The sequence below is a fragment of the Pseudaminobacter salicylatoxidans genome, from assembly GCF_003148475.1.
GTDB classification, from domain to species: Bacteria; Pseudomonadota; Alphaproteobacteria; order Rhizobiales; family Rhizobiaceae; genus Pseudaminobacter; species Pseudaminobacter salicylatoxidans.
Genome location: NZ_QGGG01000009.1, coordinates 160,928 through 186,727, shown reverse-complemented (window position 1 = coordinate 186,727; position 25,800 = coordinate 160,928). Strand labels below are relative to the sequence as shown.

24 protein-coding genes are annotated in these 25,800 nt (G+C 62.3%); 12 read left to right on the top strand and 12 right to left on the bottom strand.

Going from position 1 to position 25,800, the window contains the following annotated elements; genetic code table 11:
* Position 1 precedes the first annotated feature (1 nt).
* Genes C7441_RS14075 through C7441_RS14050 form a run of 6 tightly spaced genes read right to left on the bottom strand, consistent with a single transcriptional unit; the run spans position 2 to position 6,379 of the window.
* Positions 2–1,312 carry an NAD(P)/FAD-dependent oxidoreductase gene (locus C7441_RS14075; RefSeq protein WP_109613408.1) on the bottom strand — a complete coding sequence of 437 codons (1,311 nt, stop codon included), beginning with the start codon at positions 1,310–1,312 and terminating at the stop codon, positions 2–4.
* Positions 1,313–1,328: 16 nt separating this feature from the next.
* Entirely contained in the window at positions 1,329–2,489 is a 1,161-nt protein-coding gene (locus tag C7441_RS14070) for a M24 family metallopeptidase (RefSeq protein WP_109613407.1), read from the bottom strand.
* A 15-nt stretch (positions 2,490–2,504) separates the two neighbouring features.
* Positions 2,505–3,317 carry an ABC transporter permease gene (locus C7441_RS14065; RefSeq protein WP_109613406.1) on the bottom strand — a complete coding sequence of 271 codons (813 nt, stop codon included), beginning with the start codon at positions 3,315–3,317 and terminating at the stop codon, positions 2,505–2,507.
* Positions 3,318–4,208, bottom strand: a complete 891-nt coding sequence (locus C7441_RS14060; protein WP_109613405.1) for an ABC transporter permease — start codon at positions 4,206–4,208, stop codon at positions 3,318–3,320.
* Positions 4,205–5,332: an ABC transporter ATP-binding protein gene (locus C7441_RS14055; protein WP_342353276.1), complete on the bottom strand. Its 1,128-nt coding sequence runs from the start codon at positions 5,330–5,332 to the stop codon at positions 4,205–4,207. The genes C7441_RS14060 and C7441_RS14055 overlap by 4 nt, the downstream gene beginning before the upstream one ends.
* Before the next feature lie 9 nt (positions 5,333–5,341).
* Positions 5,342–6,379 (bottom strand): polyamine ABC transporter substrate-binding protein, encoded by a 1,038-nt coding sequence (locus tag C7441_RS14050; protein ID WP_109613403.1) that lies wholly within the window; start codon positions 6,377–6,379, stop codon positions 5,342–5,344.
* 284 nt (positions 6,380–6,663) lie between these two features.
* Between C7441_RS14050 and C7441_RS14045 the strand changes: the two genes are divergently transcribed.
* Positions 6,664–7,566, top strand: a complete 903-nt coding sequence (locus C7441_RS14045) for a LysR substrate-binding domain-containing protein (RefSeq protein ID WP_170125137.1) — start codon at positions 6,664–6,666, stop codon at positions 7,564–7,566.
* Between the two features lie 45 nt (positions 7,567–7,611).
* Positions 7,612–9,237 carry an amidohydrolase gene (locus tag C7441_RS14040; RefSeq protein WP_109613401.1) on the top strand — a complete coding sequence of 542 codons (1,626 nt, stop codon included), beginning with the start codon at positions 7,612–7,614 and terminating at the stop codon, positions 9,235–9,237.
* A 23-nt stretch (positions 9,238–9,260) separates the two neighbouring features.
* Here C7441_RS14040 and C7441_RS14035 read toward each other — a convergent pair whose 3' ends face one another.
* From C7441_RS14035 to C7441_RS14020, 4 genes are read right to left on the bottom strand one after another with little or no spacing between them, the layout of a single operon-like run.
* Positions 9,261–10,262 (bottom strand): acyltransferase family protein, encoded by a 1,002-nt coding sequence (locus C7441_RS14035; RefSeq protein WP_109613400.1) that lies wholly within the window; start codon positions 10,260–10,262, stop codon positions 9,261–9,263.
* Positions 10,259–11,527 carry an O-antigen ligase family protein gene (locus C7441_RS14030; protein ID WP_109613399.1) on the bottom strand — a complete coding sequence of 423 codons (1,269 nt, stop codon included), beginning with the start codon at positions 11,525–11,527 and terminating at the stop codon, positions 10,259–10,261. The genes C7441_RS14035 and C7441_RS14030 overlap by 4 nt, the downstream gene beginning before the upstream one ends.
* Before the next feature lie 46 nt (positions 11,528–11,573).
* Positions 11,574–12,860 carry a polysaccharide biosynthesis/export family protein gene (locus tag C7441_RS14025; protein ID WP_109613398.1) on the bottom strand — a complete coding sequence of 429 codons (1,287 nt, stop codon included), beginning with the start codon at positions 12,858–12,860 and terminating at the stop codon, positions 11,574–11,576.
* Between the two features lie 52 nt (positions 12,861–12,912).
* Entirely contained in the window at positions 12,913–13,590 is a 678-nt protein-coding gene (locus C7441_RS14020; protein ID WP_109613397.1) for a sugar transferase, read from the bottom strand.
* A 605-nt stretch (positions 13,591–14,195) separates the two neighbouring features.
* On the opposite strand from C7441_RS14020, the gene C7441_RS14015 reads away from it, so the two are divergent.
* Together C7441_RS14015 and C7441_RS14010 are read left to right on the top strand one after the other, a co-directional pair.
* Positions 14,196–14,486 (top strand): exopolysaccharide production repressor protein, encoded by a 291-nt coding sequence (locus tag C7441_RS14015; RefSeq protein WP_109613396.1) that lies wholly within the window; start codon positions 14,196–14,198, stop codon positions 14,484–14,486.
* 158 nt (positions 14,487–14,644) lie between these two features.
* Positions 14,645–15,652, top strand: a complete 1,008-nt coding sequence (locus C7441_RS14010; RefSeq protein ID WP_109613445.1) for a glycosyltransferase family 2 protein — start codon at positions 14,645–14,647, stop codon at positions 15,650–15,652.
* On the opposite strand, the gene C7441_RS14005 is transcribed toward C7441_RS14010, so the two are convergent.
* Entirely contained in the window at positions 15,643–16,593 is a 951-nt protein-coding gene (locus C7441_RS14005; protein WP_109613395.1) for a polysaccharide pyruvyl transferase family protein, read from the bottom strand. The two genes, C7441_RS14010 and C7441_RS14005, sit on opposite strands and share 10 nt — an antisense overlap.
* A 13-nt stretch (positions 16,594–16,606) precedes the next feature.
* Positions 16,607–17,566 (bottom strand): glycosyltransferase family 2 protein, encoded by a 960-nt coding sequence (locus C7441_RS14000; protein ID WP_109613394.1) that lies wholly within the window; start codon positions 17,564–17,566, stop codon positions 16,607–16,609.
* Between the two features lie 117 nt (positions 17,567–17,683).
* On the opposite strand from C7441_RS14000, the gene C7441_RS13995 reads away from it, so the two are divergent.
* The 8 genes from C7441_RS13995 (at position 17,684) to C7441_RS13960 (ending at position 25,761) form a co-directional block, all read left to right on the top strand.
* On the top strand, positions 17,684–19,186 hold the full coding sequence (locus tag C7441_RS13995; protein ID WP_109613393.1) for a lipopolysaccharide biosynthesis protein: 1,503 nt from the start codon (positions 17,684–17,686) through the stop codon (positions 19,184–19,186).
* Positions 19,187–19,200: 14 nt separating this feature from the next.
* Positions 19,201–20,193 (top strand): UDP-glucose 4-epimerase GalE, encoded by a 993-nt coding sequence (galE, locus tag C7441_RS13990; RefSeq protein ID WP_109613392.1) that lies wholly within the window; start codon positions 19,201–19,203, stop codon positions 20,191–20,193.
* Between the two features lie 25 nt (positions 20,194–20,218).
* Entirely contained in the window at positions 20,219–20,632 is a 414-nt protein-coding gene (locus C7441_RS13985; protein ID WP_109613391.1) for a hypothetical protein, read from the top strand.
* A gap of 137 nt (positions 20,633–20,769) precedes the next feature.
* The gene (gene exoK, locus C7441_RS13980) at positions 20,770–21,588 is read left to right on the top strand and encodes an endo-1,3-1,4-beta-glycanase ExoK (protein WP_109613390.1); all 819 of its coding nucleotides are present in this window, start codon (positions 20,770–20,772) and stop codon (positions 21,586–21,588) included.
* 61 nt (positions 21,589–21,649) lie between these two features.
* Positions 21,650–22,822, top strand: coding sequence for a glycosyltransferase (locus C7441_RS13975; protein WP_170125136.1), 1,173 nt, complete (start codon positions 21,650–21,652; stop codon positions 22,820–22,822).
* Positions 22,823–22,881: 59 nt separating this feature from the next.
* Positions 22,882–23,868 (top strand): glycosyltransferase family 2 protein, encoded by a 987-nt coding sequence (locus C7441_RS13970; protein WP_170125141.1) that lies wholly within the window; start codon positions 22,882–22,884, stop codon positions 23,866–23,868.
* Positions 23,865–24,809 (top strand): glycosyltransferase family 2 protein, encoded by a 945-nt coding sequence (locus C7441_RS13965; RefSeq protein ID WP_109613387.1) that lies wholly within the window; start codon positions 23,865–23,867, stop codon positions 24,807–24,809. The genes C7441_RS13970 and C7441_RS13965 overlap by 4 nt, the downstream gene beginning before the upstream one ends.
* Positions 24,799–25,761: a glycosyltransferase family 2 protein gene (locus C7441_RS13960; RefSeq protein WP_109613386.1), complete on the top strand. Its 963-nt coding sequence runs from the start codon at positions 24,799–24,801 to the stop codon at positions 25,759–25,761. The genes C7441_RS13965 and C7441_RS13960 overlap by 11 nt, the downstream gene beginning before the upstream one ends.
* Positions 25,762–25,800: the final 39 nt, after the last annotated feature.

The window sequence follows — 25,800 nt, the reverse complement described above, 5'->3', positions numbered from 1 at the left end:
CCTATCCTCTGGTCCGGTCGATCCAGTCGCGCAGGTGATACCAGGCCAGAACGGCTGGCAGCATCCAGGGATCGCCGGAGTAAAGCGGCTTTGTCGTGAAGGGAAAGCGCGCGAACATGCTGTCGCTTGGTTGCGCTGAAATCATCGCCCGCGCCGCCTGAAAGCCGAGCCAGCTTTGCATCGCCACGCCATTGCCCTGACAGCCAAGCGCGTAATGCACGCCATCATGCGCGCCGAGATGGGGAAGGAAATCGAAGGTGAAGGCGACGTTGCCATTCCATGAATGCGTCACCTTTGCCTTGGCCAGTTCCGGCCAGACCTGCGTCATCACGCGATGCAGCCGCCGCGCGCTTTCACGCGGATCCATGTCCTGGGTGCCGACGCGTCCGCCCCACAGCACGCGGCGATGGTCGGGCGAGAGGCGGAAATAGCTGAGCACACGGCGGGTATCGGCCTTGGCGCGGGCCTTCGGCGCGATCTTCCGGACGAGGTCCTCGGGCAGTTCCTCGGTTGCGATCATGAAGCTGGCGACCGGAACCAGGCGCCGGCGAAACCAAGGGGTCTCGGGGCCGGTATAGGCGTTGGTCGCAAGCATGACATTTGCCGCCGAAACTTCACCCCGCGTGGTCGAGACAATCCAACCTGAGCCCTCGCGGCGCATGGACGTCATCTTGCAGGCGCCGACCAGCCGGGCGCCTGCCTGCGTTGCCGCCCGCGCGAGGCCGCGGACATATTTCGCCGGATGCAGCGTGCCCGCGCCTTCGGCGACCTGGCCGCCGCGATAATGATTGCTGCCGATCTCTTCATGCTGGCGTTCAGGCGGAACCATCCACGCTCCCGCTCCGGTGAGCCGCGCCACGCTTTCGACCGAGGCCGCAAGCTTGTCGTAATGGCTTTTCGACCATGCGCAGGTAAAGCGTCCCACGGGGGCGAGGTCGCAGTCGATCCCTTCGCGCGAGGTCAGATCACAGACGAAGCGAAATGTTCCGATCGCCTCGGCCACCAGCCTTTCGCGGTCTTCATCAGGCAGTTGCGCGGCCTGCGGGCTGTTCGCGATCTTGAGCCCGCCGGTGATCAGCCCGCCATTGCGCGAACTGGCGCCCCAGCCGATGCGATTTTCATCGATGACCAGACAGCGCACGCCGTTGCGCGCCAGTTCGAGCGCGCAATTCAGCCCGGTATAGCCACCGCCGATGATGCAGACATCGACCTGACCCGGCAGCGGGTCAGGAACGGGGGGTTCGGGTGCGGCGGCCTCCCACCAATAGGGTGCGGAACGGAAATCCGCGGCGAAAATGCTGTCATCCGCCATCGCACGCGCTCCCGCCTCAGACCTTCACTACGAATTCCGGCTTGACGCGGCTGAGAACCTCCGGTGCGCCGTCGCGGGTCAGGATCGTATAGCCGAGCGACATTGCCAGATTGGCCTCCGCATCGACCAGAATCGCATGGAGGAACAGCGTCATCCCCGGCTCGATGATCATCTCATTGCCGGAATAGATCATCGGCGGCACATCCATCCAGCTCGGCCGATAGGTCGCGCCCAGCGAATAGCCACAAGCCGACATCCGCGCATGGCCATAGCCGCGGCGATCGAAAACCGCGCGATGCGCGTCATCTATGCCGCCGATGGTCGCGCCCGAGCGCGCGGCGTCGGTCATGGCGGTGATCGCCTCCAGCGTGACGTCGAACATATGTTCCTGTTTCGCGCTGGCCTTGCCGATGGCGATGGTGCGCATCAGGCAGGCGCAGTAATGACGGTAGCTCGCCGCATGTTCGAGGGTAAGCTGGTCGACCGCATCCATCGTCCGGTAGCCGGTGGCCGAGCGCACCAGAAGCGCACGATCCCCTGAGCCGAGTACCGGGCCGGAGGGCGGTGGATCACCACCTCCGGCAAGGATCGGCACCGCGCCCGCGGCTGCCACCTTGCCCTCAAAGACACCGGGACCCGCCGCATCGATCATTGCCTCAAGCGACTGGTCAGCCAGTTCGGCGGCCTCGCGGACATAGTCGATTTCCGCGGGGCTCTTGATCACGCGCAGGCTGCGCACCAGCCAGGAGGCATCGACCAGTTCGCACCAGCCCGCAAGCCGTGCCGCGATCAACGCATAATTATCGGCGGTGAGGCCGAAGGTGCGCATCTCGATGCCGACCCGGGCTCCTTTGAGCTTTTTCTCCTCGAGGATCGAAAGCAGCTCGCGCGAAGGGTCCATGCCGGGACGGTCATACCAGAGCCGGATGTCGGTGAAAGTCGAGGTACGCCGCGCCTGTTCCAGATCCGGGCGTCGCGTCAGCAGAACCGGCGGGTCGGTCTCGTCGGAAGTCAGCAGCGCGCACTGGAAGAACACGAAGCCGGATGTGTCGAAGCCGGTCAGGTAGAAATGGCTTTCCTGCGCGAAGAGCAGCAGGGCATCCAGTCCCTCCTTGCGCATCAGCGCGCGTGCGGCCTTTATGCGGCGGTCGAATTCAGATCTGTCGAAATGGAGCATCTTGCACCTGTCGGGCTATTTGGAGCGCTTGCGATCCAGAAGCTGGGACAGGCCCAGAAGGAGGATCGAAAGCAATATGAGGATGGTCGAGATCGAGGCGATGGTCGGGTCGATCTCGTCGCGCAGCGCGAGGAACATCCGGCGCGGCAAGGTGGCCATATCGCCCCCGGCAATCAGAAGCGCGATCACCACTTCGTCCAGCGAGACGACGAATGAGAGCAGTGCGGCCGAAAGGACCGAGTTCCTGATCTGTGGTAGCGTCACGGTGACAAAGGCTCTGGGCCGGGAGGCGCCCAGGCTGCGCGCGACCTGTTCCTGATTGAGATCGAAATTGCGCATTCCGGCGGTGACGGTGATCAGCACCAGCGGGATCGCCAGCGCCGAATGCGACAATACGAGCCCGGTGAGCGAGCTGTTGAGTTGCAGCGGCGCAAACAGCATGAAAACGCCGACCGCAAGCAGGATGACCGGAATGATCATCGGCAGCACCAGCAGCACCGACAGATGTTTCGTGATCTTCAGTCGCGAGCAATGCAGCCCATAGGCAGCCAGCGTTCCGGTCACGGTAGCGACGACGGTCGTCCATGCAGCCGCCTGCAGCGAAACCGACGTGGCCGCGCGCCACTCGACGGAGTCGAAATAGGCTCTATACCACCGCAAGGACCACGTTTCGGGCGGAAAACTCAGGAAACGCGACCCCGAAAAACTCATCGGGATTACCAGCAGCGTCGGCACGACCAGATAGAACAAGACAAGGCCGCAGAGGATATATAGCCAGAGCCGCTGCAGATGGGTGATCTGGGTCGAGGTTGCAGGACGGCGTAGCATCTATCTCCCTCCCGCAGCGGCGTTGACCGCACCTGTCAACCGCGAGAACAGCCACAGCATCGCAAGTGTGATCACTAACAGCACAACGCCGAGAGCACTGGCTGCCCCCCAATCGGAATAGACCGCGAGCGAGCGTTCGATCTGCATCGCCCACATCATCACGCGCCCTCCGCCCAATAGCGCCGGGGTGACGTAAAACCCGAGCGACAGCACAAAGACGACCATCACGCCCGCGCCAAGGCCGGGCAGCGATAGCGGCACATGGATCTGCCAGAAGGCCTGCACCGGCGAGGCGCCCAGATTGGCCGCCGCGCGCATATAGTTCTCATCGATGGATTTCATCGCGGCATAGAGCGGCAGGATCATAAAGGGCAGCATGATATGAACCATGCCGATCGCGGTGCCGGTGAAATTATGGACCAGACGCAGCGGCGCGTCGGTGAGCCCCCAGTCCTGCAGCCATGTGTTGAGCTGGCCGCGCCTTTGCAGCAGCACAAGCCACGCATAGGTCCGCACCAACAGCGAGGTCCAGAACGGAAACAGCACGCATAGAAGCACAATCCGCGCTGCCCGAGGCGACATCTGCGCTGCGATATAGGCAAGCGGATACCCCAGAACCACGCAGACCGCCGTGACCAGAAAAGCCAGCTCGAAAGTCGTGCGCAGCGTCAAGCCATAGGACGGATGCAACAGACGCTCATAATGCGCCAGCGTGAAACCATCGGCATCCAGGAAGGACAACCAGAACAGCCATCCCATGGGAATCAGTACGATGAAGCCTACGAGCAGGAGCGCGGGAAAAGACAACGACAACAGCTTCAGCTGTTCTGTGAACGCCTGCCTCGCAAGGGCGGTTTCATTTTGCCGGACCCCGCTTTCAGCGCTGCTCATCGCTCGCCTCCCGCCTGCTCTGCCGCGGGCACCACAATCGTATCTTCGATCCCGTAGCCAAGCCTGACATGTTCCCCGGGTTGGGGCAGCACGACGTTGCCGCGCAGCGGGATGCGCAGGGCGATTTCATGCGCATCGCGAACGGCCACGTAGATCATCACGCTGTCGCCATGGAACACCGACTGGCGCACCTGTCCCTTGATGACATTGACGCCTGCTTCGCCGTCCACGGAATTGGGCAGCAATGTGAGTTTCTCGGGACGCAGCACGAGGAAATACGGCTCCGATCCCGCAATTTTGCGCGGCAGGTGCAGCGCCTGATCAAAAAGCGTGGCGCCGCCATCGTTCACCGTCACCGGAAGAGAAAAGGACTCTCCGATAAAGTCGGCGACGAAATGCGTTTTTGGCCGCTCATAAAGCGCTTGCGGCGGATCGACCTGCTGGATCCTGCCCTTGTCGAGGACCGCGATCCGATCGGACATGGTCAGCGCTTCGCGCTGATCATGCGTAACATAGACGGTGGTCATTCCCAGCCGGTCATGCAGCCTGCGCACTTCAAGCTGCATCTGCTCGCGCAGATTCTTGTCCAGCGCCGAAAGCGGCTCATCCATCAGCAGGATGCGCGGCTCAAAGATCACCGCCCGCGCGAGCGCCACTCGCTGTCGCTGACCACCGGAAAGCTCGTCCACGCCGCGCGCTCCGAGCCCGCCAAGCTGCACCAGATCCAGCGCTTTTTCGACCCGCGCCTCGATCTCGGCGCGGTGGACATGACGCAGTTTCAGCGGATAGGCCAGGTTTCCTGCCACCGTCATATGCGGAAACAAGGCATAGTTCTGAAACACCATGCCGATATCGCGCTTGTGCGGAGGCAACAGCACCACCTCGCGCTCTGCAAAGCGCACGGACCCCGAATCCGGGCGCACGAAGCCCGATAGCACCATCAAAAGCGTGGTCTTACCCGACCCCGAGGGCCCGAGCAGGGTCAGGAATTCGCCGCTGCGGATGTCGAGACTGACATTGTCCAGCGCACGAAAGCTGCCGTAGTTTTTTCTGATATTGCTGATCGTGATGGGAAGCGCAGCAGCGCCTCCCATCCCGTCAGACCGGAGAGGTCCTGATGTCATGCCCTCGCCTTACTGCTGGATGAACAGGTCGAAACGCTGGGTCAGCTTGTCCAGATTGTCTGCCCAGTAATTCGCATCCAGAATGAAGCCCTTCGCGAGATTATCGGGATAGCTCGGCAGCTTTTTCGCGGCATCTTCCGGGATGACGCCGGTTTCGAAGGCCTTGCTGTTGGCCGGTCCGTAATTGATGTAAAGGGCGATCCGCGCCTGAACCTCCGGGCGGCTCATGATCTCGATCGCCTTCATGGCAAGGTCCTTGTTGGGCGCGCCTTTCGGCACGATCCAGCAATCGGTCAGCAGCATCTGCTGATTGTAGGTGATGCTGATCGGCTCACCTTCGTCGGCGATGCTCTGCGCCCGTCCGTTCCACAGGCCGCTCATATCGACCTCGCCGTCCTGCAGCACCTGCGCGGATTGAGCGCCCGAGCTCCACCAGACGGTCACATCGTCGCGCAGGCTTTCAAGCTTGGCAAAGGCGCGGTCGACATCAAGCGGATAGAGCTTGTCCATCGGCACGCCGTCCGCGATCAGCGCCGCCTCCATGTTATAGACCGGACTACGGCGCATGCTGCGTCCGCCGGGGAATTTCTCGGTATCCCAGAGATCGGCCCAACCCTGCGGTTTATTATCGGGATAGGTTTCGTCGTTCCAGGCGAGCACGTTCGAGTAGACCAGATTGGAAATCCAGCCCTTGCCCTTCAGGCTGGCGTCAAAGCCTTCCATGTTCTGGATCGCATCGGAAAGCGGCTCGGCATTGCCTTCCTTGTCGAGAATGGCGCAGCCGTAATTGCCCTGCTGCACCAGATCCCATGTCGGCTTGCCCGAGGCCACCTGAACGCGCACATCGGCAACACCCGAGGTGGTGTCTTCCTTGATGGTGATCCCGAGTTCCTTGGCAACGATGTTAAACCAGGCTTCACGCTGGGCGTCCTGATAGGCGCCACCCCAGGAGGCGATGGTAAGGGTCTGTTCAGCGTAGGCAGCGGTTGCGAAGGTGGACAGGGCCAGCGCAGCCGCCATGCTCATCCTGCGAAATCGTCTTCTCATTATCTAAAACCTCCCTGTTGGTGTGATTCCATCGCAGCCGCGTCCGATGCGCAGTCCTGTCGATCTGATCTCTCTCCCCTGCCGGTTAAGTTCCGGTCGTTCTTGCCTGTCGGGGCAGTAGGTCTGCCTTGGCCGTGGTTCGGCTGTTCTTCTCGCAACTGCATCTTGTCTGATCGTTGAAAGATGCTAGTCTGTGAGAAATTGGCAATCAAATGAAAAATAATCACCTTTCCATGGAGAAAAACTCACATATTGCAGATGCTCCACCCAGAGACGCAAGCGCCATGAGAGAGCTTCCTCCCTTGAACGCGCTGCGCGCCTTCGAGGCGCTTGGCCGGCGCGGCTCGTTGAGCGCGGCCGCCGACGAACTGAATGTGACCCACGGCGCAATCAGCAAGCAGGTGAAGCAGCTGGAGGGGCGCCTTTCCACCCGGCTGATCGCGCGCTCCGGGCGCGGGGTGGAACTGACCCCCGAAGGACGGCGGTTGATGGAGCGGCTCACGCGTGCCTTCGGGCAGCTGGACGCGGCGATGCAGAGTCTTGACGCAGGCGCACATGAAGGCACGATCACCATAAGCTGCATGCCCGCGCTGGCCAGCAACTGGTTGATCCCCAAACTCGAGCAATTCTCGACACTCTATCCCAAGATCGACATCGTGGTCATGGCTTCCAGTTCCGCCGATGCCAACGCCATCGATGCCATCAGAGCCGACCTGCATCTGCTGTATGGCCGGCCCGACTGGCCCGGCAAGGAAATCCGGCTGCTGACCCAGTTGACGCTGTTTCCGGTGTGCAGCCCCGGCGTCGCGAACAGCTTGCCCGGGCTCAACAGCGTGCAGGACCTGTTCAACTATCCGCTGATCGACAATCCCGAGGGCACGCAATGGCGCGATTACTTCCTGTCCTACGGGCTTGATGATTCCGCGGCGCGACGCCCCTATCGTTTTCAGGACTTCACGCTTTGCCTTGCGGCAGCACGCGCCGGGCTTGGCATTGCAATGGGCGACAATGTGAACGCCGAGCCCGACCTCACGGCGGGCAGGCTGGTGCGGCCATTCCGGGAAACGATAAGGCGGCAAAGCCAAGCATATTATCTCGTCTCGCGGCCCGGAAGCCAGAACGCTTCGCTGACCGCATTTTCCAACTGGCTGGTCGCGGAGATGCAGAAAACCGCGACCCTTCCCTGACCCCAATCGCGCGGGTGTTGCCCGGCGCCGAAAACAAGGTGACTAATGGAACTTCGCCCCATCGAGACCATCGTGGTCAACGGAAAGATCGCGACCATGCGCCGGCGCGGGGAATTTTTCGAGGCAATGGCGATCTCGGGCGGGCGTGTCCTGGCGCTTGGCTCCAGCTCCGAGATACGGGCACTCGCGCCTTCGGCGACCGTGGTGGATTGTGGCGGGCGGGTTGTGCTGCCAGGCTTTATCGACAGCCATTGTCACCCCGATCTGCATGGTGCGCGGCTTGGGAGCTGGGTAGAACTTGCCAAAGGACCGGACACCAAGGCTGCCCTGTTGCGCGAAATCGCCGCCACGCTGGCCGATACGCCGCAGGAGCGCTGGTATGTGGGCTTTGGTTATGATGACCTGCGGCTCGGGGGCTATCCGAGCCTCGATGAGCTTGACAACGCAGCGGGCGGGCGGCCGGTCTTTCTCTATCGCCGCGACGCCCATCTCGGCATCGCGAATTCGGCTGCCCTGCGGGCCGTGGGGTTCGACGAGACCGCGGCTGACCCGGCCTTCGGGCGCATCGACCGTGATCCGGCCACAGGCAAGCCGACCGGGCTTTTGCGCGAATCCGCCGCCCATGCCATCGTCAACCATCTGCAAGACCGCTTCACCACCGAGAATTTCCAGGCCGGCTTGCAACAGGTGTTTGCGGATTTCGCAAGCTACGGCATCACCTCGGTGCACAATTCGCTGTGTTCGACCGGAGGCATTTCCGCCTATCAGCAGATGCGGGAGAAAGGCGAGCTGCGGCTGCGCGTCGGCCTTTTGGCCAGCGGACGCGAGGACGCGCTGATCGACGCCATCATCCGCGCGGGCTGGCGCACCGGATTCGGTGACGAATGGCTGCGACTGACGGGGGTGGAATGGTGCCCCGATTGCTCGACCAGCGGGCGCACCGCCGCCTATTACACGCCCTATCTCGGCGACAAGGTTCTGGGCGAGCCCGAAGACAATCGCGGCATGCTTGTTTACGAGGCCGAGGACTTCAAACAGCGCGTCCTGCGCGCGCACAAGGCGGGCCTGATGGTCGGAGCCGATGGCGTGGGAGACCGCGGCATCGATTTCGTGCTGGATGCTTTCGAACATGCCCTGACCCATCACCCGGTTGAGGATCACCGGATGCGGGTCGAGCATTGCTGCAATGTGACACCTGCGATCCTCCAGCGGTTGCAACGGCTGAAGGTGGTCTGCTCTTCCGCCACCGGCTTTGCCTATGATCTGGGAGATGCCTACCGCCAGAATCGCGGCGCCGAGGCCATGCGCCATATGTGGCCGCATCGGAGCATGAACGCGGCCGGAGTCATCGCGCCGGGGCATTCGGATTCGCCGGTCTGCCACCCCAATCCCATGCGCGGCATGCATTCCATGGTCAATCGCGTCACCGCGACCGGTCAGGACCTCGATATATCGGAAGCAGTCGACGTCTTTGACGCGATCCGTGCCTATACGGTGCTTGGCGCCTATGCCGGCAAGGAAGAACACCTGAAGGGCGACTTGTCACCGGGCAAGCTTGCCGATTTCGTCATGCTGGAGGACGATATTTTCGCGAACGACCCGATGGCCATCATCGAGACCCGCGTTGCCGGTACGTGGGTCGGTGGCCGCTGCATTCATAGGCGGGCCTGAACCCTGTGTGGGTTCGGCGCGGCTCAGATCGCCAGTCTGCGCTCGCGCCGATGTCGCCGGGATTTAAAAAAGGCGGCGATGGGTTTTTCCAGGAGTTCGTAGGCCGCCAGCCCGACCGCCGTGCCGCAAACCACCGCCATGCCAAAGGTGATCGAGGGTGGCCAGGAGAGCACGGCGCCAAGCTTGGCGACCACTGAGATTGCCATCGTGTGCCACAGATAGATTGAATAGGACGCATCGCCGAGATATCCGGCCGAAGCGACGCGGGGCATCAAGCCGCTCTTTTCCAGCGCGAGAACGCCGATCAGGAGGGCGCCGGCCAGCGGGCCGAGAATGAAGGTGTTGAAGCCTGAATAGGTGACGCCGACAAAGGCAAAGCCCACGACAGCGGCGACGATGAGTGCCATCCCTGTCATGGCCGTCGGAATCCTGCCTTCCAGCCACAATTTGCCGATGCAGCATCCGAGCAGAAACTCGAGCAGCAACGGGCTGGTATAGGTCATGAGAACGGCGTCTTGCGGCTGAAGCAGCAATCCGGCCGCAATCAGGCCTGCAAACAGGCAGGCCAGGACAAGCAGCCGTCTGCCAGCGGCCAGCGTCAGCACGAAGGCAAACAGGACATAGAAGAACAGTTCGTAATTCAGCGTCCAGCCCTGCACAAGCACCGGCCAGATCTGGCCATCGCTCGGTGATCTGTGCGGCAGGAAGGCAAGCGAGCCGAAGACATGGAATGCAGTGAGCCGCATATTGGGAAACAACCCGGCCAATCCCCCCGCCACCATTACGCCCGTAGCAATCCAGTAAGCCGGCGCGATACGTTCGACGCGGTCGCGCAGGAACGCCGCCGGCGCGGGATGCCGGATTTCAGCGATGACCCACATGATGAAACCGCTGACGACAAAGAAAATGTCCACGCCGGCCGCGCCGATGACGAAATGGCCGCCCGCGCGTTCGGCCGCATGGAAGGCCACCACGCCCAGTGCGGCAACCGCCCGAAGATATTGCACCCCGAGCAGCCTGTTCATGCGATGGCTTTCAGGAACGGATCGCGTTGCCCGGTGGAGATGACTGCATGCCGGCTTCCCAAGGGCGAGGCAAGAAGTCCGGCCACATAGTAGAGTAGGAAACTGCCCACGACATAGGGATTGATGACGTCGACCTCCACGAAGGAGCGTATGAGAAACATCCAGGCAATGCCGAACGCGACCAGCGAGACCGGGTCGTGGCGTGCGCTTGCCAGCCGCGAAATGAATCCGAACGGAACGCGGATCATGAGCATGGCGATGAGCACCAGCCCGACCGCCCCGAGCTCGACCAGCACCTCGATATAGGTGTTATGGAAATGAAAGCCACTGCGCGAACCGATGTAGAATTCAGCCCACAGCCGCTCTGCCTCTGAAAAACCCTGGACCCAATAGGCCTGATAGCCGACACCGAAAACCGGTGCCTGGGCCGCGGCTTCCCAGCCCTGTGACCACAGATAGGTGCGACCGGTGAGCGTCGAATCCTTGCCGAACGCGCCGAGCACGACATCGAATGCACCCAGACTGGTCGCCGCGAAAACCGCGACAACAGCTATTATCGAAGCGGCAACAAGGGCGATCTTGCGGATCGAGGGCGGGAACTTCATGACGACCATCAGGCAGCCAACGGCCCCCAGCGTCGCCACGATTGCCAGAACCGAGGTGGCAGACTGCGCCTTGGCCAGCGCAACGGCTGAAACCGCTCCGCAGACAAGCGCCAGAAGCCGCCATGCCGCGCGCTCACGCAGGATGAAGATGCCGGAAAACGCGAAATAGATGCCGAGCGAGGCGAAGAGCCCGATCTGGTTCTTCGACGAGAAGGCACCGACGAAGCTGTAGGTGCCGTCAAGCGGATCGTAATTGTATTGCCCGAATGCAAAGGAATAGAGCAGCACGACGAAGATGCCGACGATGGCGCCCCGGCACAGGGTGTGCAAGCTGATCGTGCGTGCCGCGATCAGCGCGCAAATCACATGTGAGAGCAACTGTACGCCCGCGCGCGCGGTGGCGGTGGGCGCGGCCGACCAGAACACGGAAAGGCAGGCGAGGACCGCGAAGGCCACGATCCAGCCGAACCGCCAGTAGCAGTCAAGGATGCGCCGGCGATCCACAAGCAGAAGCGGCAGCCAGCAAGCGTAGTAGGCAAGGACAAAGACCTGACCGAACCGCGTCGAATAGGCAAAGACGAAGATGGAAAGCGCGACCGCGGCGCATCCGTACAATGAGTTGCGCTCGGGATCGACCAGAAGGGCCTTGGAAATCTTCATCTCGAATTCCGCTCGCAGCCGGGCCGCACGCTTTGCGCGGTCGGCTTCAGTTCGAGTTCACCTGGGGTGCGGCGACCTCGACCTTGATCACGTCTCCCGGACGAACGGGAGTGTCCTCCTGCGCCTCGGTTTCACTGGATTTGCCGTTCGCGCTGCGCACGATCTTGTAGTGTATCGTCGGTGCGGAAGCTGTCGCGGATGCGGCGGTGGCGGCTGCCTGCGGGGCTCTGCCCAGCGCTTCGGTCATCAATCCCGCATACATGCCCATCTTCACGCTGACCTCGTTGAGATCGGCTTCCGCCTGTTGGCGATCCCGCGCGATCTCCGTCTCGCGGTCGTTCTGAAGGCTGATGGCATCCTGGGCCGCCTTGGCAATATCCTGCTTGGCGCGCAGGCTCGCCGTCTCCATGTCAAGGATCTTGCCCTCGAGCTCGGCATTGCTCTGCTCAAGCGACAGGATACGCTGGTTCACCACCAGACCCTTTTCCTGCAGGTTGCCGATGCTCTTCAGTTCATTGCGCGCCAGATCGAGTTGCCGCGTCTGGGTCGTGATCTTCTGCTGGAGCGATTCGATCTCGGACTGGAGCAGCTTCTTGAGATCGTCGAGCGCCGAAAGCTGCAGCCGCAGCCGCTTTTCCCGCGCCGCCATCAGGGCTTTCTCGTCATTCATCAGCTTGCGCCCGGCGTCGCTCTTGCCGAGTTCATCGGGGAACACGATGTCGTCCTTGCCCTCAGCCTCGGCAACGAGGCGAGCGCGACGGGCGAGCAGGCCGTTTCGCTGCGCGACCAGCACATCATAATTGCCCTGCGCGTTAACGAAATCGCGCGGGCCACCGAGCCCCGCCGAATCGGAGCGGCGCAAGCCGCCGGCCAGACTCAGGGCCTTCAGAACGGTAAGCTGCGGATCGTAAGGATATTTGCCCGGCGTCTGCACGTCACCGGCAATGAAGATCGGCCGGAACTCGGCGATCTCCACCGAGGCCTCCGGCCGGTCCGGCAGGCCGAGCTTCTGCTGAAGCTGCTCGCCTATGGCCGAAGCCAGCTCCGCCGTGGACCGGCCACGGGCAGCCAGTTCGCCGACGAAAGGCATGGAGATGTCTCCCGAGGGACCAACGACATAGTCGCCATTCAGGATTGCCCAGTCGCGCAGCGCACCCTCCGCGCTCTGCCATTCGGCAATGCGCACGCGCAGCCGGTCCATCGTGTCCAGCACATAGCCGCCATCGGTCTGTGCAGCCGGCGCAGCGGTCGCGACCAAGGATGCTATCAGCAGGAGCGCCGCGCCGAGAAAGGCGCTGATTGATGGGGGAACAAAACGGTTTGCGGGGAGCATTTTCAAGTTTCTGCCGTCCTTTTGCGATGCGCGAAGCCGAGACTCCGGGGACTCAGTAGCTTCCACGCGAGGCGAACACCGCCGGAACGGTTCGGATGAGGATTTTGAGGTCAGACGCAAACGACCAGTTCTCGACATAGTGCCGGTCGAAGGCGACGCGGGTATCGTAGGACACGTCGTTGCGGCCACTCACCTGCCAAAGTCCCGTCAGTCCGGGGCGTGACCGCAGGTAGAAGCTGGCGGCCTTGCCGTAAAGTTCCAGCTCGTCCTTCACCACGGGACGGGGCCCCACGAAGCTCATTTCGCCGCGCAGGATGTTGACGATCTGGGGCAGCTCATCGAGCGACAGTTTGCGCAGGACCGCTCCGACGCGCGTGACGCGCGGATCGTTCTGCAGCTTGCGGGTTGCGTTCCATTCTTCCCGGTCACCCGGATTGGCGGCCAGATGCGCGGCCAGGACCTCGTCACCATTTTGAACCATTGTGCGGAACTTCCAGCACCGGAAAACGGTGCCGTTGTGGCCGATCCGGCGATGGCCGTAGACCACGGCGCCTCCGTCGGAGAATTTTACGAGCGCCGCCAACATCACAAGCAGCGGGCTGATCAACACGATCCCCGCCAGTGCGGCGGCTATGTCGAAACTGCGCTTGAGAGCGCCCCCTATCGCAGAAGGCGCTTCCGCCCGCGATCGGGGCGAGAATCTGCTGGCCAATCTGGCGGCGTACCTCATGTCCTGTTACTCCACGAAAAATAGTAACGTGATTGAATACTGCACCGCAGCACGCGGACAATAGGGCGCTGGATATGTCGCGTCTGTGATGAAAATCGGTCGCTTTGGCGATCCATCAGTCATATTTTGTGACCACGGGAAACATTGCGCGAAACCACCGAATACACTCAATGAATCCCGAAAATATTACTATGATAGCCAAGTAAACATCTTGATGATTAAAATCAATAATTTGATTAATTTGAAATTATTCCATGTTCGTCAAATTTTATTCAGATTACAGGCAAGCCAACTTCCTGCAAAATTCGTACCCCTGCCGAGGTGCGTTCGACCGGCAAGATCGTTGGCAATCCAACTGCTCATTGTGGCTTCACGCCAATGGTCAGGCAGCCAAATATCCGCCCCATGCGCCGTGTTGCGCCGAATTGCCGGAATTCTTATACTGTCCAATGTACGGGCTATTGGGAATTCGAGGCTTCAGGCCCCTGAAACAGACGGGTCCGAATGGGTCGATGATGAGTTAAATCTACGCTCGGCTTGGCGGGAGTGCGATTTGGGCGAAGGAATTACAACAACGCAGCATGTCGACAGCGCGAAGAAATAGCATGTCCTTTCTGCTGTTCCTTCGTGGATTCGCCATTGCCATGATCGTATTCGCGATAGCGAATTACGCGATCACGCAATCGGTGTGGACCACAGTCGTCAACACCGTCATCTGCGCCGTGCTGATCCAGGTCGGTTATTTTGTGGCGGTGCTGTTCATGGTCTGGCGCCATGGTGCCTCGGGAAAGCATGCCGGCAACGCTTCCAGCGACGAGCCGGCCCTGACGGAAGGCGGCAAGCCGAAAGGCAAGGCCTCGCCCTTGTCCGGCGTCGGGCGCTCGCGCCTGCCCTGATCGCCGGCGCTGCCCCGGTATCCTCGCCCCCCGTCATCAAATCGCCTTGTGAGACTGTGAATGGGCATGCGCCAGCCGTCACCTCGGCCGGCGGGCTGGGGGCGTGTGAAGGCTGCGGAGACGCGGCCGATCTTGAATGCTGCAAGCAGGAGCCCGACATGGCAACTTCCACCGTCTGCGTCATCATCGCCGCCAGAAACGCCCAGACGACGATCGCGCGCGCGGTCACTTCCGCCTTGCGCGAGATGCGTGTCAGCGAGGTCGTCGTGGTGGATGACGGCTCGGGCGACGCCACGGCCGAAGCATCTCTCGCCGCTGATGACGGCAGCGGGCGTCTCCACATCATCCGGCTCGACCACAACCAGGGCCCGGCCCATGCCAGGAACCGGGCTATCGCCGATTCACGCGCCCCGCTCATCGCCATACTGGATGCCGATGACTTCTTTTTGCCTGGCCGCTTCGACACCATGCTCGACGGACAGGACTGGGACTTCGTCGCGGACAATATCGTCTTCATCGACGAGCGCAGCGCATCTCACACCGAGCCGCAGGTGCCTCGCTTCGAGGCCGCGCCACGCTTCCTCGATATCGAGAGCTTCGTCGATGGCAATATTTCCCGGCGCGGCGCCTCGCGCGGTGAAATCGGTTTCCTCAAACCCGTGATGCGGCGCGCCTTCCTCGACCTGCATGGCCTGCGTTATCAGGAGGGCCTGCGCCTTGGTGAGGATTACGACCTCTATGCGCGGGCGCTGCTCAACGGGGCGCGTTACAAAATCGTGCATGGGTGCGGCTATGGCGCGGTGGTACGCGCCGATTCGCTGAGCGGCCGCCACCGCACGGAAGATCTGAAACGCCTCTATGAAGCCGACCGCGACATGCTGGCTTCGGCAACCGTTCCGGATGCCGCGCGCGCGGCGCTGATGCGCCATGAACGCCATGTGCGCGGCCGCTACGAACTGCGTCATTTCCTCGACCGCAAGGCCGGGAGCGGCCTGCTACGCGCCAGCCTCGGCGCGTTGACACGCCCCTCCACCCTGCCGGCAATCGTCGGCGGCGTGGCCGCCGACAAGCTGGAGGCGTTCCGGGGCAAACAGGGCGAGCGGGCCGCATCAGGCCCGATGCCTCATCGCTACCTGCTTCCAGCGCGCATTGTGGCTCAGAAATAGTCTCTGTGTATGTCCGCGAGCACTTCGCGAAACTGGTCCTTTTTCCCGGCAAGCACCTGGTCGGCGCTAAGCTGCGGTTCGGCCTTGCGCGCCTGTCGCAGCGCCAGGATGGACGGGGCGGCCATCAGCTTCTTGGCCGCGGAACGCAGCGCCGAGACAGGCTCTTCCGGCCGTTCCATGAGCATGGTTTCCGATGTGCCCGGCCCACAAGGGGCTTCGGGCGCGTGTACGCGCCCCTTGAAGCTGATGCCCCAGAAGCGGGCGCCTTTCGTAATCGCCTCGGCACGCGAGGAAATCGGAACCAGTCTCGGCTCGTAGCGAACGCCGAGCGATGCCGCCCAGTCCTGCCACTTGAAACTGTTGATGCTCTGCGAGGTCGTCACCGCGACCCAGGGCACGCGGAACGCATCGGCCAGGATGGCGGCATGCATCGATTCGGCCACCACCAGTTCGGCTTGCGCGATTTTGCCGATCACGCTTTTCGCCTCACCGCAGGGGTCAACATAGGACAGGCCGGCTTCCCGGCACACCATCGGCCAGATACCGCCGACCGTCGATTCCCAATGCGGCACGAAGATCGCGCCGCCGTTTTTCGGCAGATTCCGGAATTCCGGCATTTCGGCCACCATCACGGCCGGGTCCACGATGCCGAGCCGTTCGGCCAGCCCAATCTTGCGCGCCGTCAACGGTCCGCGCACGGCGCGTACGTCCCATTCCTCGGCATCGGCAAGATTTGGCGCGCTGCCATAGCCGAAGCCACTGCCGACGACGAGTTTCTTTACGCGCGGAGGCAACAGTGCCTCGTTGAGCACGGTGCCGACCCCCACCAGAAGGGTTTCAGGGTGGACGTCGCGCAGGCCGGGCAGCAGAAAATCCCAGAGCCACAGGTTGAGGTCGTCGCCGAAATTGCCGTGCGCGGATTCCCAGTAGAAGGGATGCATGACGTTCCTCCTCCTATTTGGCGATCTTGCCGACGGCGAGTTGAACGGCGCTGCGCAATATCTTCGGATCGCGCCACGCCCATTGCGCAAGCTGCTTCAGTTGCGGCGCCTTATGCGCCTTCACCAGCCGCGCCTGCCCCCAGAGCGCCTGGTTGCGCGCGGTCTGCTTGTAGGACTCGATCGAGGCCCTGTCCTCGGCGCGGTGGGGGAAACGGCTTTCCAGATGATCCAGCGCCACCCAGGTGTTGAACTGCTGCTTCAGGAACAGCGGCGAATCACTGTCCATGCCGTGGAATATGTTGATGCCCTCGCCACGCACGGCGCCGTTTTCTTCTGACAGCACGGTTCGGGTGGCGTTGCGCACACAATCGTAGAAGAAAAGCACGTCTTCGGCCGCGAGCCTGAGGGCCGCCTCGAAGCGGATGTTGCGCACCAGCTTCGTGCCGATGACCATGCAGGACAGGTGCAGAAAGCTCCAGTTTCTTAGCATAGTGCCGGCAAGATCGGGAAGCTCGACGATGGGTGGATCGTCGCTTAGGCGCACCATGTCTGTGGTGCCCGCGAGGTCGGCGACGCCGAAGTGATAGTAGAATTCCTCGCCACCTCCGATCGAAGCCCAGTAACAGTCCGCATCAAAAAGTGACATGGCCGCCACGGCGTTCTTCAGATGGTCGGGCATCCACTCGTCGTCGGAATCGAGGAAGGCGGCATAGGGGTTATCCGCCGGCACATGGTCCAACCCCATGTTGCGTGCCCCACCGGGGCCGGCATTCGGTTGTTTTATAACGGTAATTCGCGCTCGCTCTTCCAGGGAAAATTCCTGCAGGTCGTTGTCGGCAGGCAATGGCGAGGCGTCGTCGACGACGATCACATCGAAATCCGGATGGGTTTGCGCAAGGACGGATCGCAGCGCGCGGGCCAGGATTCCGGGCTCTCGCTGGTAGTAGGGAATGATGACAGTGCACTTCGTCATTTTTTCGCGCCTTCAGGAGTCTAGGTGACCGCTCGGGTCCCGGTGAATTCCGGTCGGTGCCCCCCGCAGGGCTCGCTGACGAACTGAGTCCGATCTCGAAAGGAACGGCGCTCGTCCATGCCAACGACAGTTAACCTGAGAACCGTGACAAACAGCGTCGGCTGGAGCGTGCTTTCCAAGACCAGCACATTCGGGCTGAAATTTGTCACCGTCCCGATCCTTGCGCGCATCCTCAGCCCGCAGGAGTTCGGAGTGGTCGCCGTCGCCCAGACGGTGGTGATGTTCCTCACCATGATCGGCAGCGCCGGGCTTTCGGCTTCGCTCATCCTCGAACGGGAGGAGGACGCCGAGACGGTGCATTCCGTCTTCTGGGTCAATCTCGTGGTCGCGGCGGCGATGGCTGCCTGTATCTACATCTGGGCCTTGCCCTTCGCCGGGTGGCTTGGCGCACAGGAGGCCGCCTATCTGCTCAAGGTGATGGCCCTGCTGGTGCCACTGCAATTGTGCGGCGATGTCGCCTATTCCTTGTTGGCGCGGCGCATGGAATTCCGGAAGGACGCCGGCTGGAGTGTCTTTTCCGAATCGGTCGGAGCGATAACGGCCGTCGGTCTCGCCTTGCTCGGTTTCGGCGTATGGTCTCTCGTGGCACAGCTATTCGTGTCGGCGATCGTGCGGCTGGGCGGACTCTTCCACGCCACCGGCTACCGGCCGAGATTAGTCTTGTCTCTGGCCAAGGTTGGCGCGCTCACCCGCTACAGCCTCGGCATCATGGGCTCGGAAATCTTCAACTTCATCACCTTCCAGTCGCCGCTGGTGGTGGTGTCACGGCATCTGGGGCTTGCCGATGCCGGCGCCTATTCGGCTGCCAACCGCTTTTCCAGCATCCCCAATCAGGTGCTGCTGGCGGGGCTGATGGGCGTGCTGTTCCCGGTCTTCAGCCATATGAACGACGATCCGCGCCGCCGCACCGACGCCCTGATGCTGAGCACGCAGGTCACGACCGTGGCGCTGGCACCGATGATGTTCGGCCTCTGGGCGGTGGCGGAACCGGGAATGTTCCTGATCTTTGGCCCGCAATGGGTCCACGCCTGGCCCGTGCTCGGCCTGCTCGCCGTCTCGAAAGGCATCATGTCGCCCTGCAGCACCTATATCCCCTTCCTCAAAGGGGCGGGCCGATCCGACGTGCTGTGGTGGGTGGCGATGCTGCGCGCCGCACTCGTCTATGGCCTTGTCAGCTACGGCGCCGTCACCGGCGGCCTCCATGCCGCCATGATATGGCTGTGCGTGGCCAATGCGATCACGCTGGTCTTCTATTCATGGGCTGTCTTCCGCACCAGCGGCACGGCATTCCTTTCCAGCTTCTATGTGACGACGCGCCCAATGGTTGCCTCCATCATCATGGCTGTCGCGGTGCGCTACATGCTCGAGCATGTGAAGGCCGACCTGCCGGGCGGCCTTTGGTGGAACGCGCTGTCGCAGGCGGCGGTGGGCGCCGCCGCAGGCGCGGTCATTTACGGCCTGCTGCTTGTCCTGACCGAACGCGAGCTCCTCAGGAAACTGTTCGAACTCATGCAGCAGCGAAACGCGATGCCCGCAAGCGAAAACCGACAGGAAACCTGATCGAAAGGAACTGCATGTCCAACATCCTCGTCGCCGGCGGCGCCGGTTACATCGGTTCGCATACCTGCCTGGACCTTGCCGAACGCGGCTTCACGCCGGTCGTCTATGACAATCTCTCCAACGGCCATGCCGAGTTCGTCCAATGGGGACCGCTCGAACACGGCGACATACGCGACCGGGAACGGCTGGCCGCAGTGCTGAAGGCCTACCGGCCCGCGGCGATCGTGCATTTTGCAGCCCTCATAGAAGTGGGCGAATCGGTGCGGGCGCCCGCTGCCTTCTTCGACAACAATGTGGCGGGAACGCTGAGCCTGCTGCTGGCGGCACGGGAGGCCGGTGTCGACAAGCTCGTCTTTTCGTCCACCTGCGCGACCTATGGCCAGCCTCGGAGCCTGCCCATGGACGAGACGCATCCGCAGGACCCGATCAATCCCTATGGGCGCAGCAAGCTCATCGTCGAGCAGATGTTGGCGGACCTCGACCGCCATCAGGGGTTCCGCTCGGTGGTGCTGCGCTACTTCAATGCCGCCGGCGCGGACCCGGAAGGGCGCATCGGCGAGCGGCATACGCCCGAAACGCATGCTGTTCCGCTGGCGATCGAGGCAGCACTCGGCCAGCGCGCCGGGTTCAGCATATTCGGGACCGATTACGACACGCGTGACGGCACCTGCATCCGCGACTTCGTCCATGTTGCGGACCTGGCCGACGCGCATGGGCGGGCGGTGGAATATCTGCTCGATGGCGGCGAAAGCACGGCACTGAATCTCGGCACCGGGCATGGCACGACCGTGCAGGAGCTGCTGGCCACGGTCCAACGCATTTCCGGACGACCATTCGCGATGCGTTATGAGGCGCGCAGGCCCGGCGACGCGCCGGCGCTGGTCGCCGAAAACGCCAGGGCCGGCGCCGTGCTCGGATGGAAGCCTCACCACGATCTCGATTCGATCGTACGCACAGCATGGAACTGGCACGCGCAAACCGGCACCGCAGCTGCCGCGGCGGAATAGAGGCGATCAAGGAGGGGACTTTGTCATGGCATGGTTCAAAATCCGCACAGCCGGGCCGTTCCGGGTCCGGAGCAAGCAACGGGACGACGAGACCGATGTGCAGCGCATCGCCAAATTATGCGGCTTTCTTGATGATTTCCGCACCGCCATCACGCGCGAGCGCGACGGGCTGCGTGCGCGTCATGAAAGCACGATGGAGCGCGCGGCCTTCTCCCAGCAGTCACTCGAAAACGACCGCCCGGACCCGGCCATGTCATTGATCGTGGATGAACTGACGGATGCGATGATGCGCTATGAAGCGCGTCTCCGAACTCTGGAGCGGCAACTGGCTTTCGTGACCGAAATGCGCGACTGGGCGGATCGGTTTCCCCTTGAAAACGGGGCAATCTGCGATTGCAGGCAAACTGCCGGCAGCGAACACATTAACCCGCGCTCATAAAAAGTTATCGGGCCTTCCCCGGAAATCCGGCTGCGTGCCACATTACCATCCCCCTACCCGTCCTATGTGCGTTGCAACATTCGCTCGAAATTGAAGCTGGCCCCTGACGGGTCTGCACAGAAAGTAGGACGGTCTCGATGTTGAAAATCCAGGTGCAGAACTCCGCACTCTACCTTTTGTCAGGCGCGCTGGCCCTGTCAGCGGCGATATTGCCGGCACAGGCGCAAAATGCGGGACAGGCATCCGGCAAGTCCTTCGTGGATGATTTCGATAAACTCGACAGGCAGCGCTGGTACATTTCCGACGGCTGGTCGAACGGCGACCATCAGAACTGCACATGGTCGGCCAAGCAGGTGAGCGTCGAGGACGGCAAGCTGAAACTCGGCTTCGCCAAGCAGGACTACAAGGAGCGCAATCATGTCTGCGGCGAGGTGCAGACGAAGGAGCGCTACGGCTACGGCACCTTCGAGGTGCGCATGAAGGCGGTGGCCGGTTCCGGTCTCAACACCGGCTTCTTCAGCTATATCGGTCCCGTGGACAAACAGCCTCACGACGAGATCGATTTCGAAGTGCTCGGCAAGGACCCTTCGAAGGTGCAGGTCAACCAGTATGTCAACGCCAAGAGCGTCGGCAGTGCCAAGCTGGCAGAGGTGCCCGGCGGCGCGGACAAGGATTTCCACGACTACGCCTTTGTGTGGGAGAAGGACCGGATCGCATGGTATGTTGACGGGGTTCTCGTCGATGAGGCCACCGATCCCGACAAGCTGCCCAGCCACGCCTCCAAGATATTTCTGAGCCTGTGGGGCAGCGACACGCTGACCTCGTGGATGGGCGCCTTCGAAGATCCGGGCGCGCCCGTCACCGCCGAGGTGGAACGCGTTTCCTATACCGCCCCGGACGATCCTTGCCAGTTCCCCGAATCCATCGTCTGCAAACTGAAACAGGGTACGCAATGAAGACCGTCACCTGTCTGCATACGCTGAAGGGCCGACGAATCTATCGTCGGTGAACAATGCCATGCTGCATGTTTTGTACCTGGTCCATGATCTTTGCGACCCGGCGGTGGGTCGACGCGTCTCCATGTTGCAGGCTGGCGGCGCGCGGGTCACGCTGGCTGGATTCCGGCGGCGCGAAACCGTGCCGGGTTTCGACGGCATCGTGCCGATCGATCTTGGCGTGACGGAAAACCGCGCCTTCGGTCAACGCCTGCTTGCGGTGGCGAAGGCGGCGCTGACGCTCGGCACGAAACTGAAGAGCATCGACCGCCCCGACATTGTCATCGGCCGCAATCTCGAAATGCTGGCGCTCGCCAACAGGGCGCGCGCCATGTTCGGCGCCGACATCCCGATCGTCTATGAATGCCTGGATATTCACCGCCTGCTGCTGGGGCCGGGTGGGGTTGCAAGGTCGATGCGGGGTGCAGAGAGATTTTTCGGTCGCAACGCCGCGCTTCTCCTGACCAGTTCGCCAGCCTTCGTCCGCGATTATTTTGAAGCCTATGGCCAGTCGCACGCACCGGTGCTCCTGCTCCAGAACAAGATGCTGCAGCTTTCCGGCGCTGACGCCGCATTCCACCCGACGCCGTCGCCCCCGGAAGGCGAACCGTGGCGCATTGGATGGTTTGGCGCGCTGCGCTGCACCAAGTCGCTGAAACTGCTGGCTGAATTCACACGCGCCATGGACGGCCGTTTCGAGGTGGTGTTGCGCGGCAGGCCCGCCCATGTCGAATTCGACGATTTCGACGGGTTCGTCGGGTCCGAGCCGCATATGCGCTTCGAGGGTGCTTATCGGAACCCGCAGGATCTGCCCGCCATCTATGGCGAGGTGCATTTTTCCTGGGCCATCGACTTCTTCGAAGAGGGCATGAATTCGAACTGGCTGCTGCCCAACCGACTCTATGAAGGCTGCCGCTTCGGCGCGGTGCCGCTGGCAATGAAGGGCACCGAAACCGCCCGCTTCCTCGCCGAGCGTCGTATCGGCCTGCTGCTCGATGAACCGCGAGCGGACAGGCTCACCGCCCTGCTTGCCGTCATCAGCCCGCAAGAGTTTGAAGCGATGCGCGAGGCGATTGCCGCGCAGGATAATCACACCTGGGTCTGCGGCCTTGCCGAGTGTCGTGGGCTGGTCGAGCGCCTCGGCCATATTGCAGGCGGCGGATACCGGGACGTGCTGGTGGAGGTCGCGGCATGAGTGAAGAAATTCTCGAAAGGCCCGAAAGCCGGATAAAACCCGCAGCCGCAGCCAGTTGCATGATCGTGATCCCCTGCCTCAACGAGGTCAATCACATTGGCGATCTGATCGACCAGCTTCTTGAGCCCGCAGAGCGGCTCGGCATGAAGATCGTGGTGGCCGACGGCGGCAGCACCGACGGCACGCGCGCGACGGTGCGCGAGATCGCTTCGGCGCAACCGCGTGTCGTGTTGCTCGACAATGAGCGCCGGCTGCAAAGCGCCGCCATCAATCTCGCCGTGGCCGCATTCGGCCATGAGGTCGACTATTTCATCCGTATCGATGCCCATGGGGGCTATCCGGACAGCTATTGTGAGTTGCTTCTGGAGGAGGCGCGCGAGACAGCGGCGGATTCGGTCGTCGTTTCGATGGCCACAATTGGCTTCGGGCCGTTCCAGAAGGCAACGGCCATGGCACAGAACTCGAAGCTCGGCAACGGCGGCTCGCCTCACCGCGAAGGCGCGCCGGGTCACTGGACCGACCACGGACATCACGCCCTGATGCGCGTGGAAGCCTTCCGCGCCGTAGGCGGATATGACGAAAGCTTCAGCCACAATGAGGATGCGGAACTCGACCACCGGCTCGCCACCGCCGGCTATCGCATCTGGATGACCGACAAGACATTCATGACCTATTATCCGCGCGCGACGCCGCGCGCGCTGTTCCGGCAGTATCTCGGCTATGGCCGGGGCCGCGCGAAAAACATCCTCAAGCATGGCACGCAGCTCAAGCCCCGGCAGGCCATCCCGCTGCTCGTGCTTCCGGCGGTGGCCGGCATGGCGCTGGCGGTTCTGAGCCCGACAGCTCTCATCCCAGCCCTTCTGTGGGCAGCGGCCTGTATCGGCTACGGCGCCTGGCTGGCAGTGAGCCAGCGTGATCGTCACGGACCGCTGGCCGGCATATCGGCCATGACCATGCATCTGGCATGGTCCACCGGTTTCTGGCTGGAATATGCGAAGGCCTGGCGTCAACAGCACTGGAAACAGCGCGGAGTGGAGGCGTCATGAGTACTCCGCCCGAAAGTTCCCCGACGCTGATCGATATCTGCATATGCACGTATCGTCGGCCGTATCTGGAGCAGACGCTGCGCTCGCTCGCCGCGCTCGACCTGCCGGACGGATTGGCAGTGGGCGTCATCGTCGCCGACAACGATATACGGCCGAGCGCGCGCGAGTTGGTCCTGGCCCTGTCCCGGGAACTGCCATTCGAGCTGAAGTATATTCATTGCCCGGCCTCCAACATCTCGCTTGCCCGCAATGCCTGCCTCGATGCAGCGGGCGGCGATTTCCTGGCCTTCGTCGATGACGATTCAACCGTCTCACCGCAGTGGCTGGCCGAACTGGTCGAAACGGCGAGGAATACCGGTGCGGATGCGGTGCTGGGGCCGGTGCGGGCGGTCTATTCGGCTTCCGCGCCCGTGTGGATGCGCCGGGGCGATTTCCACTCCACGGAACCTGTCTGGGTCAATGGCGAAATCCGCACCGGCTACAGCGGCAATGTGCTGCTCCGGCGTGCATCGCCCCATGTCCAGGGTCGACGCTTTGATCTGGCGCTTGGACGCACCGGCGGCGAGGACACCGACTATTTTTCACAGCTTCATCGTTCAGGCGGCAAAATCGCCTATGCCCGCGATGCCGTCGTGGACGAGCCCGTCACGACAGAACGGGCATGCTTTTCATGGCTGGCGAAGCGACGCTTCCGCTCGGGCCAGACCCACGGCCGGCTGCTGGCCCAAAAGCATCTCCGGCTGACGCAGGCCGGATTGGCGGCTGCGAAGGCGCTGTTCAGTTTTGGCGTAGCGCTCGTCTTTGCCCCGGCACCCCATCGACGCAATCGGCAGGCCCTGCGAGGCCTGATGCATGTCGGCGTGGTCAGCACCCTGCTCGGCCTGCGCGAAATCCGTCTCTATGGCGATAAACCGACAAAGGAGCAGAGCCATGCAACCTGATGTCAGCTTCATCGTCGCCGCTTACAATGCCGAAGAATGCATCGCACGGGCTATCGAAAGCGCACTTGCCCAGCGCGAGGTGACCGTGGAAGTGGTGGTGGTTGACGACTGCTCGCGCGACCGCACGGTCGAGATCGCCCGCGCCTTTCCGCCGGAGCAGGTCAAGGTGATCGCGCTCGATGAAAATCGCGGCCCAGGCGGTGCGCGCAATGCAGGTATCGATGCCGCCACCGGACGCTGGGTTGCAATCCTCGATTCGGACGATACCGTCCATCCCGACCGGTTGCGACGCCTGATCGACCGCGCCAAGGCGGCGAATGCGCAGATCGTTATCGACAATCTCGAAGTGGTGGAGGATAGCGCGGGCGATCCGCAAGCCATGTTCGACGCGGATTTCCTCAAAGCTCGTGCCGAACTTGATCTCGCCAACTTTATCGCCGGCAACATCATGTTCGAGGAAGGGTTCTCTCTCGGTTATGTGAAGCCGCTTTTTGAGCGCGCCTTCATCCAGCGCGAGGGCTTGCGCTACCACGAAGCCCTGCGCATCGGCGAAGACTATCTGCTGCTGGCCTCGGCGCTGGCACGGGGTGCGCACTGCATTGTCGAGCCGCGTGTGGGCTATAGCTACCACATTCGCAGTGGCTCCATATCGCGCATCCTGGAACTGCATCATGTCGAGGCGCTGCTGAAGGCAGATGCCGATTTCGTTCGCGCGCACCACCTCGATCCGCTGGCGAATGCACAGCAGGCGCGGCGCACCCGCAGCCTGCAACAGGCGGCATCCTTCCTGCTTCTGGTCGGCCATTTGAAAGCTGGCGCACCGTTGCGGGCGGCGGGTGCAGCACTGCGCGATCCGGCCGCACTCAAACACCTCAGAATGCCGATCGCAGCGCGGCTGCGCCGTCTGGCATCGTCGCTCCAGGCGCCGGGTGCGGCTGCGCGGATCAGATAACAGACACATTTTGAATCGGCGGGGACCCCGATCTCAAAC

What these genes read in the sequence shown, in the direction of transcription:
- C7441_RS14075 (WP_109613408.1), bottom strand. Translation starts at nt 1,312, where the DNA reads ATGGCGGATGACAGCATTTTCGCCGCGGATTTCCGTTCCGCACCCTAT.
- C7441_RS14070 (WP_109613407.1), bottom strand. Translation starts at nt 2,489, where the DNA reads ATGCTCCATTTCGACAGATCTGAATTCGACCGCCGCATAAAGGCCGCA.
- C7441_RS14065 (WP_109613406.1), bottom strand. Translation starts at nt 3,317, where the DNA reads ATGCTACGCCGTCCTGCAACCTCGACCCAGATCACCCATCTGCAGCGG.
- C7441_RS14060 (WP_109613405.1), bottom strand. Translation starts at nt 4,208, where the DNA reads ATGAGCAGCGCTGAAAGCGGGGTCCGGCAAAATGAAACCGCCCTTGCG.
- C7441_RS14055 (WP_342353276.1), bottom strand. Translation starts at nt 5,332, where the DNA reads ATGACATCAGGACCTCTCCGGTCTGACGGGATGGGAGGCGCTGCTGCG.
- C7441_RS14050 (WP_109613403.1), bottom strand. Translation starts at nt 6,379, where the DNA reads ATGAGAAGACGATTTCGCAGGATGAGCATGGCGGCTGCGCTGGCCCTG.
- C7441_RS14045 (WP_170125137.1), top strand. Translation starts at nt 6,664, where the DNA reads ATGAGAGAGCTTCCTCCCTTGAACGCGCTGCGCGCCTTCGAGGCGCTT.
- C7441_RS14040 (WP_109613401.1), top strand. Translation starts at nt 7,612, where the DNA reads ATGGAACTTCGCCCCATCGAGACCATCGTGGTCAACGGAAAGATCGCG.
- C7441_RS14035 (WP_109613400.1), bottom strand. Translation starts at nt 10,262, where the DNA reads ATGAACAGGCTGCTCGGGGTGCAATATCTTCGGGCGGTTGCCGCACTG.
- C7441_RS14030 (WP_109613399.1), bottom strand. Translation starts at nt 11,527, where the DNA reads ATGAAGATTTCCAAGGCCCTTCTGGTCGATCCCGAGCGCAACTCATTG.
- C7441_RS14025 (WP_109613398.1), bottom strand. Translation starts at nt 12,860, where the DNA reads ATGCTCCCCGCAAACCGTTTTGTTCCCCCATCAATCAGCGCCTTTCTC.
- C7441_RS14020 (WP_109613397.1), bottom strand. Translation starts at nt 13,590, where the DNA reads ATGAGGTACGCCGCCAGATTGGCCAGCAGATTCTCGCCCCGATCGCGG.
- C7441_RS14015 (WP_109613396.1), top strand. Translation starts at nt 14,196, where the DNA reads ATGTCCTTTCTGCTGTTCCTTCGTGGATTCGCCATTGCCATGATCGTA.
- C7441_RS14010 (WP_109613445.1), top strand. Translation starts at nt 14,645, where the DNA reads ATGGCAACTTCCACCGTCTGCGTCATCATCGCCGCCAGAAACGCCCAG.
- C7441_RS14005 (WP_109613395.1), bottom strand. Translation starts at nt 16,593, where the DNA reads ATGCATCCCTTCTACTGGGAATCCGCGCACGGCAATTTCGGCGACGAC.
- C7441_RS14000 (WP_109613394.1), bottom strand. Translation starts at nt 17,566, where the DNA reads ATGACGAAGTGCACTGTCATCATTCCCTACTACCAGCGAGAGCCCGGA.
- C7441_RS13995 (WP_109613393.1), top strand. Translation starts at nt 17,684, where the DNA reads ATGCCAACGACAGTTAACCTGAGAACCGTGACAAACAGCGTCGGCTGG.
- galE (WP_109613392.1), top strand. Translation starts at nt 19,201, where the DNA reads ATGTCCAACATCCTCGTCGCCGGCGGCGCCGGTTACATCGGTTCGCAT.
- C7441_RS13985 (WP_109613391.1), top strand. Translation starts at nt 20,219, where the DNA reads ATGGCATGGTTCAAAATCCGCACAGCCGGGCCGTTCCGGGTCCGGAGC.
- exoK (WP_109613390.1), top strand. Translation starts at nt 20,770, where the DNA reads ATGTTGAAAATCCAGGTGCAGAACTCCGCACTCTACCTTTTGTCAGGC.
- C7441_RS13975 (WP_170125136.1), top strand. Translation starts at nt 21,650, where the DNA reads ATGCTGCATGTTTTGTACCTGGTCCATGATCTTTGCGACCCGGCGGTG.
- C7441_RS13970 (WP_170125141.1), top strand. Translation starts at nt 22,882, where the DNA reads ATGATCGTGATCCCCTGCCTCAACGAGGTCAATCACATTGGCGATCTG.
- C7441_RS13965 (WP_109613387.1), top strand. Translation starts at nt 23,865, where the DNA reads ATGAGTACTCCGCCCGAAAGTTCCCCGACGCTGATCGATATCTGCATA.
- C7441_RS13960 (WP_109613386.1), top strand. Translation starts at nt 24,799, where the DNA reads ATGCAACCTGATGTCAGCTTCATCGTCGCCGCTTACAATGCCGAAGAA.